Origin of the sequence: Erwinia typographi, assembly GCF_000773975.1 — a bacterium.
GTDB classification, from domain to species: Bacteria; Pseudomonadota; Gammaproteobacteria; order Enterobacterales; family Enterobacteriaceae; genus Erwinia; species Erwinia typographi.
Window position 1 is genome coordinate 119,528 of the sequence record NZ_JRUQ01000049.1, and the last position, 12,689, is coordinate 132,216.

Annotated in this window: 10 protein-coding genes; 5 read left to right on the top strand and 5 right to left on the bottom strand. The window is 57.7% G+C overall.

What is annotated here, in order from left to right:
* The first annotated feature begins 69 nt into the window (after positions 1 to 69).
* Positions 70 to 2,346, top strand: coding sequence for a zinc/cadmium/mercury/lead-transporting ATPase (locus NG99_RS17610; protein ID WP_034895711.1), 2,277 nt, complete (start codon positions 70 to 72; stop codon positions 2,344 to 2,346).
* A 17-nt stretch (positions 2,347 to 2,363) separates the two neighbouring features.
* Here the strand turns inward: NG99_RS17610 and tusA are convergent, their stop codons facing one another.
* Positions 2,364 to 2,609 (bottom strand): sulfurtransferase TusA, encoded by a 246-nt coding sequence (gene tusA / locus NG99_RS17615; RefSeq protein WP_034895714.1) that lies wholly within the window; start codon positions 2,607 to 2,609, stop codon positions 2,364 to 2,366.
* Positions 2,610 to 2,810: 201 nt separating this feature from the next.
* On the opposite strand from tusA, the gene NG99_RS17620 reads away from it, so the two are divergent.
* Positions 2,811 to 3,476: a 7-cyano-7-deazaguanine/7-aminomethyl-7-deazaguanine transporter gene (locus tag NG99_RS17620; RefSeq protein WP_034895716.1), complete on the top strand. Its 666-nt coding sequence runs from the start codon at positions 2,811 to 2,813 to the stop codon at positions 3,474 to 3,476.
* An 89-nt stretch (positions 3,477 to 3,565) separates the two neighbouring features.
* Positions 3,566 to 4,123: a DcrB family lipoprotein gene (locus NG99_RS17625; RefSeq protein WP_034895724.1), complete on the top strand. Its 558-nt coding sequence runs from the start codon at positions 3,566 to 3,568 to the stop codon at positions 4,121 to 4,123.
* A gap of 54 nt (positions 4,124 to 4,177) precedes the next feature.
* Here NG99_RS17625 and iolE read toward each other — a convergent pair whose 3' ends face one another.
* The 4 genes from iolE to iolD all read right to left on the bottom strand — a co-directional run bounded on the left by iolE (position 4,178) and on the right by iolD (position 9,116).
* Positions 4,178 to 5,074, bottom strand: a complete 897-nt coding sequence (iolE, locus tag NG99_RS17630) for a myo-inosose-2 dehydratase (RefSeq protein ID WP_034895727.1) — start codon at positions 5,072 to 5,074, stop codon at positions 4,178 to 4,180.
* 41 nt (positions 5,075 to 5,115) lie between these two features.
* The gene (locus NG99_RS17635; protein ID WP_034895730.1) at positions 5,116 to 6,000 is read right to left on the bottom strand and encodes a sugar phosphate isomerase/epimerase family protein; all 885 of its coding nucleotides are present in this window, start codon (positions 5,998 to 6,000) and stop codon (positions 5,116 to 5,118) included.
* 60 nt (positions 6,001 to 6,060) lie between these two features.
* Positions 6,061 to 7,074 carry a Gfo/Idh/MocA family protein gene (locus tag NG99_RS17640; RefSeq protein WP_034895731.1) on the bottom strand — a complete coding sequence of 338 codons (1,014 nt, stop codon included), beginning with the start codon at positions 7,072 to 7,074 and terminating at the stop codon, positions 6,061 to 6,063.
* 101 nt (positions 7,075 to 7,175) lie between these two features.
* Entirely contained in the window at positions 7,176 to 9,116 is a 1,941-nt protein-coding gene (iolD, locus tag NG99_RS17645) for a 3D-(3,5/4)-trihydroxycyclohexane-1,2-dione acylhydrolase (decyclizing) (protein ID WP_034895732.1), read from the bottom strand.
* Between the two features lie 497 nt (positions 9,117 to 9,613).
* Here iolD and NG99_RS17650 point away from each other — a divergent pair, with 497 nt between their 5' ends.
* Together NG99_RS17650 and NG99_RS17655 are read left to right on the top strand one after the other, a co-directional pair.
* The gene (locus NG99_RS17650; protein WP_034895733.1) at positions 9,614 to 11,533 is read left to right on the top strand and encodes a bifunctional 5-dehydro-2-deoxygluconokinase/5-dehydro-2-deoxyphosphogluconate aldolase; all 1,920 of its coding nucleotides are present in this window, start codon (positions 9,614 to 9,616) and stop codon (positions 11,531 to 11,533) included.
* A gap of 257 nt (positions 11,534 to 11,790) precedes the next feature.
* Positions 11,791 to 12,633, top strand: coding sequence for a MurR/RpiR family transcriptional regulator (locus NG99_RS17655; protein ID WP_034895734.1), 843 nt, complete (start codon positions 11,791 to 11,793; stop codon positions 12,631 to 12,633).
* Positions 12,634 to 12,689: the final 56 nt, after the last annotated feature.

The window sequence follows — 12,689 nt, forward strand, 5'->3', positions numbered from 1 at the left end:
AGTCCACTCCAGAGTGTAAGATAGGCGCACGGCGGGAGCGTTTCCCGTCGTTGCTTATCAGGAGGCGCTATGCATCAGTGTTCATCATCTTGCCCTTGCGGCCAACGCCATGCCCACGGCCAGCAGGGCTGTTGCAGCCAACCCCGTCCGATCATCAAGAAAATCGCCAGCATCAGTATGGTAACGCCTGAAGCAGGCTGCTGCGATGACGCCAGCTGCCGAGCAGGCAGCCCCCCTGATGAGGAAAGCGACAGAGTCGGTTCGGTGGAAGAATTTAGCTGGTTAATCGGCGGAATGGACTGCCCAGGCTGCGCACGAAAAATAGAAACGGCCGTGGGTAAACTGGCCGAGGTGGAGCAGGCCCGGGTACTGTTCGCGACCGAGAAACTGGTGGTGAACGCGGGAAAAGACGTCCGTCAGCAGGTGGAAGACGCCGTTCTCCAGGCCGGATTCAGCCTGACGCGCAGCGATGCTCCGCCGCCGGCTGCCAGCGCCACGCCAGGCTTCTGGCAGGAAAACCGCGCTATTATTCTGCTCGGCATCATGATGCTGCTCAGCGGGTTGATCCATCTTGCCAGCCCGCAGGCCGGTCAACTGGCCTTTACCCTGACCACGCTGGCCGGTGTCTGGCCGATAGCCCGCAGTGCGCTGCGCCAGATCCGCAGCGGCACCCCCTTTGCGATTGAAACGCTGATGACCATTGCGGCCATCGGCGCGTTATTTATTGGCGCAACGGCAGAAGCCGCCTCGGTGCTGCTGCTGTTCCTGCTGGGCGAACGGCTGGAAGCCTTCGCGGCCAGCCGTGCCCGCCGTGGCGTGACGGCGTTGATGGCGCTGAAGCCGGAAGAGGCGGTGCGCGTTAAGGGCGAACGGCGTGAAACGGTTGCGCTGAGCAACCTCCGTCCGGGCGACATCATTGAAGTCGCGCCGGGCGCACGCCTCCCTGCCGATGCGCGCCTGCTCTCCGCTTTTGCCAGCTTTGATGAAAGCGCCCTGACCGGAGAGTCCGTGCCGGTAGAGCGCCAGCAGGGCGAGGCCGTTGCCGCAGGCTGCCTGAGCGTCGATCGTCAGGTTCAGCTGGAGGTCGTCTCTAAACCGGGTGAAAGCGCGATTGACCGCATTCTGCATCTGATTGAAGAAGCCGAATCCAACCGCGCGCCGATAGAGCGCTTTCTCGACCGGTTCAGCCGGATTTATACACCGCTGATTATGGCGCTGGCGCTGCTGGTTGCGGTCATTCCTCCGCTGCTGCTGGCGGCAGACTGGCAGCCGTGGATTTATAAAGGCCTGACGCTGCTGCTGATTGGCTGCCCCTGTGCGCTGGTGATCTCCACGCCTGCCGCTATCACATCCGGCCTGGCGACGGCTTCCCGCCGGGGCGTGCTAATTAAGGGCGGCGCGGCGCTGGAAAGCCTTAATGCGATCCGCACGCTGGCCTTCGACAAAACCGGGACGCTGACCGAAGGCAGGCCGCAGGTCACCGCCTGGGTTCCGCTGATCGAAGAGAGTGAATCCTCCCTGCTGGCAAAAGCGGCAGCGGTGGAAAGCGGCTCTTCGCACCCTCTGGCAAAAGCTATTGTGGCGCTGGCGGCCGAACGCGGGCTGGCGCTTGCTCCGGCGACGGCGCAAAAAGCGCTGGCGGGCAGCGGCGTGGAGGCGGTTGTCGCAGGCCACAAGTTGCTAATCAGTGCGCCGGGCAGGATTGAAGCGGGCGTGCTCAGTGCCGATTGCGTCAGGCAAATTACCTCGCTTGAGGACAAGGGCAACACGGTAGTTGTTCTGTTACAGGATGGCGTGCCCGCCTGCCTGATCGCCCTGAGAGACAAACTGCGGGAAGACGCGCTACAGGCTGTTGCGGAGCTGAAGGCGCTGAATATTCAGACCGTGATGCTGACCGGAGACAATCCCCGCGCGGCGGCAGCCATCGCCAGTGAACTGGGGATCGCCTTTCGCGCAGGCTTGCTGCCGGCGGATAAAGTCGCCGCCATCGGCGAGCTGAACCGGACGCAGCCCGTAGCGATGGTGGGCGACGGCATCAACGACGCTCCGGCCATGAAGGCCGCCACCGTGGGCATTGCGATGGGCAGCGGCAGCGACGTGGCGCTGGAGACGGCCGATGCCGCCCTGACCCATAACCGGCTTGGCGGGCTGGCGCTGATGCTGCGCCTCTCCAGGGCGACCCATGCCAATATCCGGCAAAACATCACGATAGCACTGGGGCTGAAAGGCGTGTTTCTGATCACCACGCTGCTGGGTATCACCGGCCTGTGGCTGGCCGTGCTGGCGGATTCAGGCGCTACAGCGCTAGTGACCGCTAACGCACTGCGACTGCTGCGCAAGCGCTGACGCTGAGGGCGCGCGCATTACAGCCCTTTCTTTAGCAAATACTTGTAGGGCGTTTGCCCGGTCAGCTGCGCGACCAGCGTATGCTCCATAAAACGGCAGAAGCCGGGGATATCGCGGGTGGTCGCCGGATCGTCGGCGATAATCAGCAGCGTTTCGCCGTCCTGCATATGCCGCACGGTTTTACGCACCATCATCACCGGCTCCGGGCAGCGCAGGCCCAGAGCATCCAGGGTTTGATCGGGATTGGCGAACGGATCGCTCATAGTCATCTCATTAAAACGGAAGGGTAACCTGGCTTATTTTACCCTCACCTTTTCCAGGTGCAAGCTTCGGCAGCGACGATAACGTTTGCGGTATAATTAACCATTGCATTAGCATCCTGTTTAGGTAATATGCCGCGCACTCGCTAACGCGACACAATTTTCATTGGGTTCCCTCACCCCAATCTACAAAAAGGTCATAAGATGATTTCTTTTTCTACGAGTCAGCGCACGCATGCGCTGGTCTGGCTGTCGTTATTCCATGTGCTGGTGATCACCTCCAGCAACTATCTGGTGCAATTGCCGATCGCTATTTTCGGCTTACACACCACCTGGGGCGCTTTCAGCTTCCCGTTTATCTTCCTTGCCACCGATCTGACCGTGCGCATTTTTGGCGCACCGCTGGCCCGTCGCATCATTCTGGCGGTGATGGTCCCGGCGCTGTTTATCTCCTACGCTATCTCAGCGCTGTTCTATCAGGGAGAGTGGCAGGGCTTTGCGGCACTGAAGGAGGTTAACCTGTTTGTCGCCCGTATCGCCTGCGCCAGCTTTATGGCCTATGCGCTTGGGCAGATTCTCGATGTGCACGTCTTCAACCGCCTGCGCAAGCTTCCTCAGTGGTGGATTGCCCCCGCCTCGGCCATGTTCCTTGGTAACATCAGCGACACGCTGGCCTTCTTCTTTATCGCTTTCTACAAAAGCCCCGATCCCTTTATGGCGCAGAACTGGGTGGAAATTGCCCTGGTGGATTACAGCTTTAAGGTGCTTATCTGCATGATTTTCTTCCTGCCAGCCTACGGCCTGCTGCTGAATGCCATGCTCAAGCGCCTGGCGGAAAAATCGAGTCGCGCTCAGGTCAACTTCGGCTAAGCAGCATGAGCGGCTGTTGCTTTTGCCCGCTGATTGCTATTTTATGAGGGGCTGTAAAGCAGCACACGACTAACGTAAAAGGGATCATGATGCGTAACTTATTGAAATATGCCGGTATCGGTTTACTGGTGGTTGGACTGACCGCCTGCGACGGCAAAGACGATAAACCCGCAGCCGATAACAACGGCGCCAGCAGCAGCCAAAGCACCCAGACGGTCACGCTGATGGATGGCAAGCTGGGCTTCACCCTGCCAGCCGGGATGTCCGATCAGAGCGGCAAGCTCGGTACGCAGGCCAATAATATGCACGTCTACGCCGATGCCTCAGGCCAGAAAGCGATTATCGTGATTGAGGGCGACGCAACGACGGAAGGGGTGGATGCTCTGGCTCAGCGCCTTGAACAGCAGCAGCGCAACCGCGATCCGCAGCTTCAGGTGGTCACCAATAAAGCGATTGAACTGAGCGGTCAGCCCGCACAGCAGCTGGATACCGTGATTTCGGCCAAAAACCAGTCAGCCTGGTCCTCTGTGGTGTTGGCGAAGGTTGATGGCAAGCTGCTGACGCTGCAAATCACGCTGCCAGCAGACAATCAGCAGCAGTCTCAGACCGATTCTGAGAACATCATCAAAACAATTACCCTGAAATAACCAGAAAGCCCCTGCCTGTTCAAACAAGGTCAGGGGCTTTTTTCCAGCGGCTGATTACAAGCCCGCACGCTCGCGAATATACTTTCTGGCCTTCACCGCATACTCAAACGGGTTAGCTAACGCCGGGTCCTGCTCGGCTTCCACCACCATCCAGCCTTTGTAACCCGCCTCGTCCAGAATTTTAAATACCGGCATAAAATCGATAACGCCATCGCCCGGTACGGTAAAGGTGCCCTTCTTCACGCCGTCCAGGAACGACAGCTTCCGGCTTTTCACCTGCGCCACCACCTCATCCCGTACGTCTTTCAGGTGTACATGGTTAATGCGCGGCAGATACTTCTCAAGAATAGCCAGCATCTTCGCCTGGCTGCCCTCCGAGTAGTAAGCATGGCCGGTATCAAACAGCAGGAAAACATCCTGATTGGTGCTGGCCATAAAGCGATCGATCTCTTCCGTAGTCTGGATAGCGGTGCCCATATGGTGATGCAGGCAAACCTGCATCCCCTTTTCCGCCGCCAGCTTTGCCAACTCGTTATAGCCTTCTGCGGTCAGCCGCCACTCTTCGTCGGTAAAGTACGGCTTCTCTTCCAGCACCGACAGCGTCGTACCCTGAATGCTTTTACTCTGCTCGGAACAGCCGATGACCTTCGCCCCCATCGCGTGCAGGAAATCGCGATGGTTAATAAACTCATCAATGGTTTTCGCCTTGTCGCCGTTGGCAAAAAAAGTGCTGAACCAGGCGTTGCAGATCTGAATGCCGCGAATATCCAGCATCGGCTTCAGCACGGCCGGATCGCGCGGGTATTTGCTACCGACTTCGCTGCCGGTAAACCCTGCCAGCGCCATTTCGCTGACAATCTGCTGGAAGGTGTTTTCTGCTCCCAGCTCCGGCATATCATCATTGGTCCAGCCAATCGGCGCTATCGCCAGCTTCACGTTATCTTTGTTCATCTTCTTCTCTCGTAGGGAGAGGCAGCGCGGGCTGCCAGAGGTTATCGGCCCAGCAGCTCACGCTCGATCAGCTCGCGGGTTTCCACTGCCTGGCGTTGCATTTTTTCCGGGTAACCGAACAATGAAGAGGCAATGATCGACTCACCGCCCACTTTGCAGGTCCGGTTGGCAAAGTCCATCTCGCGCAGGGTCTTAAACAGAGTGTCAAAATCCACTTCGCCTTCACCCACGCCTACGTGCTGATGGATGGTGGCGTCCACGCCCGGCGGATTGACGATATAACGGCAGTTCTTGGTGTGATTCATGGTATCGGCAATCAGCACATGCGACAGATCGCCACCGGCATACTCCAGCATACTTTTCACATCGCCCTTGCCCTTGTCATAAAAGAAGGTGTGCGGCACGCTGTAGAGATACTTGACGTTGTCGCTGCGGAACGATTTCACCAAGTCCGCCGTTTCGTTGTTCTCTTCACAAAAATCCCACGGATGTGACTGGATTTCGATGCGGATGCCTTCACGTTCAACCACAGGCAGCAGCTCCTCCATCGAGCGGTAGAACATCTCTTCACAGATTTCCGGCTCGTTTGGCGTGCCGGACAGTTCGGTATTGATCACCTGCACGCCGGTTTCAACCGCGATCTCAATCATCCGCTTCCAGTTACGAACGGCGGCCTGGCGGCGTGCTTCATCCGGGCCGGACCAGCGATACACCACGATAAAAGAGGAGATCTCCACGCCGGTTTCACGCAGCGCGTTTTTGTATTCGGTGATAATCTCCCGGCTGGCTTTCGGATGCTTATAGAACGGGTTAATCTGCGGGTGCGGCGACTGTTCAATGTACTTATAGCCCCAGTCCGCCACCTGGTGAACCATTTTGGTGATGCCCAGGTCTTTAATGACATCAACGTCAAAAGCGATTTTCATCTGTACCTCCGGGAAAATCGATGCCAGACGCCCCCGTCGCCGACGGGGGAGAAAAGGTGATTACCTGTTGTAGAACGCCGGACGAGGCGGCAGCTCGACGGCCTCAATCGCACCGCTCTCCTGCGCCTTCAGGCAGGCATCGGCAGCGACCGACGCGGCGTAGCCATCCCATGCCGACGGTCCCTGGAGCTCACCCGCCGTCGCATCGTTAATAAACGCCTGTAGCTCCACGTCATACGCATCAATAAAGCGGTCTTTCCAGTCGGTCAGAATGGTAGTCGCCAGCTTCGCGTCTTTACGCATCTGTACCGAGGCCGGTTCCGGTAGCTTCGCGATCCCCGTCTCCCCGATCACTTCACACTGGATGTCATAGCCGTAGGCGCAGTTGACGAAGATCTCCACGTCAATGCGGATGCCCTTCTGCGTTTCGAACAGCACTACCTGCGGGTCGCGCAGCCGGGCATGGGTCTTTTTGGTCGAGCGAGGAAAGACCACCTGCACGGTTTTATAGTCGTCCTCGGTCAGCCAGCGCAGTACGTCCAGCTCGTGGATCAGCGTGTTGGTGATCGCCATATCCGTGGTGTAGTTTTCCGGCACGGTCGGGTTGCGGTGCGCGCAGTGCAGCATCAGCGGTTCGCCAATTTCATCGTCGACAATGACTTTTTTCAGCGCGCGATAGCCAGCATCGTAAGGGCGCATAAAGCCGACCTGCACCAGCCGTTTACCGTAAGCGATCTCAGCATCCACGATGCGGCGGCAACCTTCGGCACTCAGCGCCAGCGGTTTTTCGCAAAAGACGGGTTTGCCTGCGGCAATGGCGGCCAGCGTAAACTCTTCGTGCGTAGGGTCCCAGGAGGTGACGATCAGCGCATCCACCGCCGACGAAGCGATCACCTCATGGCCGTTGGCGAACACCTCCGCCTCCAGCCCCAGACGGCTAACGATTCCCTTCGCGCTTTCGGTGTTGATATCCGAGACGGCGACCACTTTGGCTCCCTGCAATACTTTGCTACAGCGACGAATGTGTTCCTGACCGATTGCACCGGTGCCGATCACGCCAAGTTTCAGAGTCATAGAATGTCCTTACTGTGTAGGGTTTAGCGCGGGCATACCGCTCTGCCGGTTATGCGCTGGCAGTGGCGGAGCCCGTAACGCCGATAAAAGAGAGGTTGGAATCAGTATTTGCGGGCCTGCTCGATATGCTCGTTGAGCATTCTGGCTACCGCATCTACTCGTTCAGAATCAGAGACCTGCGCACCGCCCACGCGCCACCAGCTGAAATATTTGTGCACCATGGTTTTTGGCAGCACCTTAATATCAATCAGCGTGGAAACGCTCTGCCTGCGTGCGTCTTCCAGCGCGTGCTTCAGCTGCTCCAGCGTGGTGACGCGGTAGGTTTTGCAGCCGTAGCCGCCCGCGATAGCCGCGAAGTCCACCGGCACCAGGCCGCCGTTCAGCTTGCCGCCCTCCGCATTGCGGAAGCGGAACTCGGTGGTGAAGCTGTCCATGCCGTGTTCCATTTGCAGGTTGTTGATGCAGCCGTTGGTCATATTGTCGAACAGCACCACGTTGATTTTGGCCCCTTCCTGAATGGAGGTCACCAGCTCCGAGTGCAGCATCATAAAGGAGCCGTCGCCCACCAGGGTGTAGACCTCGCGGTGCGGCTCGGCAAGCTTGACGCCCAGCGACGCGCCCACTTCATAGCCCATGCAGGAGTAGCCATACTCTACGTGATAGCTGTTGTAATCTTTGGTCCGCCACACGCGCTGAAGATCGCCCGGCAGGCTACCCGCAGCGGCGACGATAACGGAATCCTTTGGGAGATGCTCATTCAGCGTGCCCAACACGCTGCTTTGCGTCAGGAACGAGTCCGTCAGGCGATTAAATTCGGCATAGACCGCTTCGCGATCCAGGTGGTCATCAATTTCCGGCACAAAACCCTCGTTGCTGTAAACCGCCTGATAAACGCGCTGGGTCTCTTTCAGCAGCTTGCTCTGCGCCTGAGAAACCTTCTCGCCCCAGCCGCTGGTAAAACCTTGCTCGGTAAGGCGTTGATCCAGCGCGGTGAGGGCTTCACGCGCATCCGCCACCACCTGCACCGCATCCAGCTTGTAGGCGTCAAAATTACTGACGTTGATATTGAGGTAGCTGACGTCCGGATGATGGAAAATCCATTTCGAAGCGGTAGTGAAATCGGTGTAGCGCGTGCCTACGCCAATCACCAGATCCGCCTCTTTCGCCAGCAGGTTTGCCGCCAGACAGCCCGTTTCGCCCACGCCGCCGACATTCAGCGGATGATCGGAGACGATAGTGCCTTTTCCCGCCTGAGTTTCCGCAAACGGGATCTGATGATGTTCGGCAAATTTACGCAGCGCTTCACCGGCTTCCGAGTATTTCACCCCGCCGCCGCAGACGATCAGCGGCTTACGCTTGCCGGCAATCAGCTTCAGCGCGGCCGCCAGTTGCGCTTCCGTTGGCAGGCGGCGGTCCAGAAGATGAACGCGCTTCTGGAAGAAGTAGTCCGGGTAGTCCCAGGCTTCACCCTGAACATCCTGTGGCAGAGAGAGCGTTACCGCGCCGGTTTCCTCCGGATCGGTCAGCACGCGCATCGCATTGATGCAGGCGGTCATCAGTTGCTCAGGGCGGTTGACGCGGTCCCAGTATTTGCTGACTGCGCGAAACGCGTCATTGGTGCTGATACTGAGATCGTGGCTCTGCTCAATCTGCTGCAAAACCGGGTCCGGCTGGCGGGTGGCAAACACATCGCCCGGCAGCAGTAATAAAGGAATACGGTTAGCGGATGCGGTTCCCGCTGCGGTGATCATATTGGCCGCGCCGGGGCCGACCGAAGAAGTGCAGGCAATGATTTCGCGACGCAGTTTCTGTTTGGCGTAGCCGATAGCCGCATGGGCCATTCCCTGCTCGTTGCGCCCCTGATGCACCACCAGATCGCCGCTGTCCTGCTCCAGCGCCTGGCCCAGCCCCAGCACATTGCCGTGACCAAAGATGGCAAAAATCCCCTTCACAAACTTGGTTTCAACGCCATCAACCGACAGATACTGATTATCCAGAAATCTGACCAGAGCCTGTGCTGTGGTTAATCTGATCTTACCCATGTGCTCTTCCTTCACGGTGCGGCGGAAAGTCAGAAACCTTCCGGGGTTAGCAGTAGTAAGTGAAACGTGAAGCGATTATAAACAAATATTTTTTTCACTAAATATAATTACAGAAGAAACATTTCATTTTGCGAGTGAGATCAAATTATGCCGCGAAAGGGGGTTGAACGAGGTGAGAGCAGGATCAAATCTGGAATGGTGAACTAACGCATTATGTAATAAAGGAAATTTCGTTTCACTTCAAAGGGTTCTCCCTCACCGGCTTAACAGATTGCGAGCTGGCTCACACCGCCCGCCCGGCGCTGAACGGCGATAAAATTGCCTCCAGCTCACTCCTCATCTTCAGAGTTTTATCCACTTCACACTTTTGGGGTGTTAGTTTCATTTTGCATTGAATTTGAAATTTTTATTCCCCATACTGACAGGCATGTTGAAGTCAGGCATCCCCGCTGGAGAAGCGCAGCTGAGTCGGCTTATCACAGAAGGAAAAAACAGGTATGAGTACACAACAGAAGCGGCTTGATGTGATTTGTATCGGGCGCATAGCCGTTGACCTTTATGGCCAGCAAATCGGCGCCCGCCTTGAAGATATGGGCACCTTTGCAAAATACCTCGGCGGATCGTCCGGTAACGTCGCGTACGGCACGGCGATTCAGGGGCTGAAATCCGGCATGTTGGCCCGCGTGGGCGATGAACACATGGGACGTTTTCTCCGCGAAGAGTTGCAGCGCGTAGGGGCAGATACTGAATACCTGATCACGGATAAAACCCGACTGACCGGGCTGGTGATCCTTGGCATCAAAGATCAGGACACCTTCCCGCTGGTGTTCTATCGCGATAACTGTGCGGATATGGGCCTGACGCCGGACGATATCAAAGAGGAGTACATCACCTCTTCCCGCGCCGTTGCCGTTACCGGCACGCATCTTTCGCACCCGGATACCCGTGCGGCGGTACTGAAGGCGCTGGATATTGCCCGCCGCCACGGATTACGTACCGCGCTGGATATCGATTATCGCCCGGTGCTGTGGGGGCTGACCTCGCTCGGCGATGGTGAAACTCGCTACGTTGAGTCCGGGCACGTCACCCAGCAGTTACAGGAAGTGTTGCACTATTTCGATCTGGTGGTGGGAACGGAAGAAGAGTTTCATATTGCCGGCGGCAGTACTGATACGCTAACCGCGCTAAAAAACGTGCGCCAGGCCACCAAAGCGACGCTGGTTTGTAAACGCGGCCCGATGGGCTGCGTGGTGCTGGAAGGCGAGATCCCGGACAGCTGGCAGCAGACTAAGCTGCACAGCGGCGTACGCGTGGAAGTGCTCAACGTGCTGGGCGCGGGCGATGCGTTTATGTCCGGGCTGCTGCGCGGCTGGCTGAGCGATGAAAGCTGGGAGCAGGCCTGCCGCTATGCCAACGCCTGCGGCGCGCTGGTGGTCTCACGCCACGGCTGCGCGCCAGCCATGCCGACCAGGGCCGAACTGGACGACTTCTTAAGTCGTGATAAAGAGGTGACGCGCCCCGATCTGGACAGCCGCCTGACCCACCTGCATCGCGTTACCACCCGCAAGCAGCAGTGGCCAGAGCTGTGCGTCTTTGCCTTTGACCACCGCAAGCAGCTGGTGGATATGGCGAAGGAAGCAGGCGTCGACACCTCACGCCTGCCGGAACTGAAGCTGCTGCTGCTGCGCGCGGCGGAAGAAGCGGCGGAAGAAGCCGGGCTGGACGGCCGCAGCGGCATCCTGGCCGATACCACCTACGGCCAGCCGGCGCTCAACGCCATTACCGGAAAAGGCCGCTGGATTGGCCGCCCTATTGAGCTGCCGGGCTCCCGCCCGCTGCGCCTTGAGCACGGCAACATCGGCTCGCAACTGGTCGACTGGCCGCTGGAACACGTCGTGAAATGCCTGGTGTTCTATCATCCGCACGACAGCGCTGAGCTGCGCAAAGAGCAGGATGATCTGGTACTGGACGTGTGGAATGGCTGCAACAAAACCGGCCACGAGCTGCTGCTGGAAGTTATCCTGCCGGAGAGCAATCCGGACAAAAGTGAGTCCCACTATCTGGATATTCTCAGCCACTTCTACTCGCTGGGCATCCAGCCAGACTGGTGGAAACTGCCGCCGCTTCAGCTGGAGAGCTGGCAGGCCATCAGCAGGCTGATTGAGCGGGAAGACCCTAACTGCCGCGGTATTTTGATCCTGGGGCTGGATGCGCCGGAAGAGAAACTGAAGGCGGGCTTTGCCGACGCGGCCAAAGCGCCGTGGGTGAAAGGATTTGCCGTGGGCCGCACAATCTTCGGTCAGCCCTCCCGCCAGTGGCTTCAGGGTGAGCTGAACGATGAGGCGCTGATCGCCCAGGTGAAAAGCAATTACCATCAGCTGATCGATTACTGGCGCGAAGTGCGCCCGGCGAAGTAATTTCCACGCGGCAAGGTCCAGCCGGGCCCTGCCGCTAACGCCTGTTCCCCGCCTCAGGGGAGATCCATCGCCCGTTCTTATTTCACGCCGCGAAGTTGCCTCCCTGCAGGTGCCGCATTTTTCCCAGAAATTTGTGATTCGTTTCATATCCCGATGAAATAGATTCCCTGTTTTTCGTTAGCAAGTGAAATTTTTTGTTCATCTGGTAGACTATCGACCAGAAGAAAACGACTTATTTTATTTAGCGAGCTGAAGTAATGACCAATAACCCGACGCAGCTTTCCCTGTTACAGGACGACATTCGTCGTCGCTACGATACCCTGAGTAAGCGCCTGAAGCAGGTGGCTCGCTATATTCTCGACAACAGCAACAGCATTGCTTTTGACACCGTTGCCTCCATTGCCCAACAGGCCGACGTGCCCCCTTCCACGCTAATCCGCTTCTCTAACGCCTTTGGCTTTAGCGGCTTCAACGAAATGAAACAGGTCTTCCGTCAGCATCTGATGGAAGAGACCGTTAACTACACCGAGCGCGCCCGACTGTTCCGCCAGACCTCTACCGATGAAGCCGCCGCACCGCCTGAAACTCCGGCTGAAATCCTCAACGTGTTCACGATGGTGAACTCCCAGGCGTTGCAACAGCTGGCGATGCAAACCAACCCGGAACAGTTGAATAAAGCGGTGGAACTGCTGAATCAGGCGGAGAATATTTATGTGATTGGCCTGCGCCGCTCGTTCAGCGTGGCCTCATACCTGACCTATGCCCTGCGCCATCTGGAGCGTCGGGCCTTTCTGATTGACGGGCTGGGCGGCATGTTTACCGAGCAGCTGAGCATGGTAAATCCGAAAGACGTGGTGATCGCCATCAGCTATTCGCCGTATGCGCGTGAAGCCGTGGAGCTGGTCGAGCTGGGCGCCAGGCGCGGCGCCCATCAGATTGCCATCACCGACAGCCAGGTCAGCCCGCTGGCCGCCTTCAGCGACGTCTGTTTCGTGGTGCGTGAAGCGCAGGTTGACGGCTTCCGTTCGCAGGTGGGATCACTCTGTCTGGCGCAGACGCTGGCCGTCTCGCTGGCGTTAAATAACGTCGAAAAGGCATAAAAAAACGGGTGGAATTTTCCACCCGTTGTTCTTTCCTGTGACCCGTCCTAAATAGC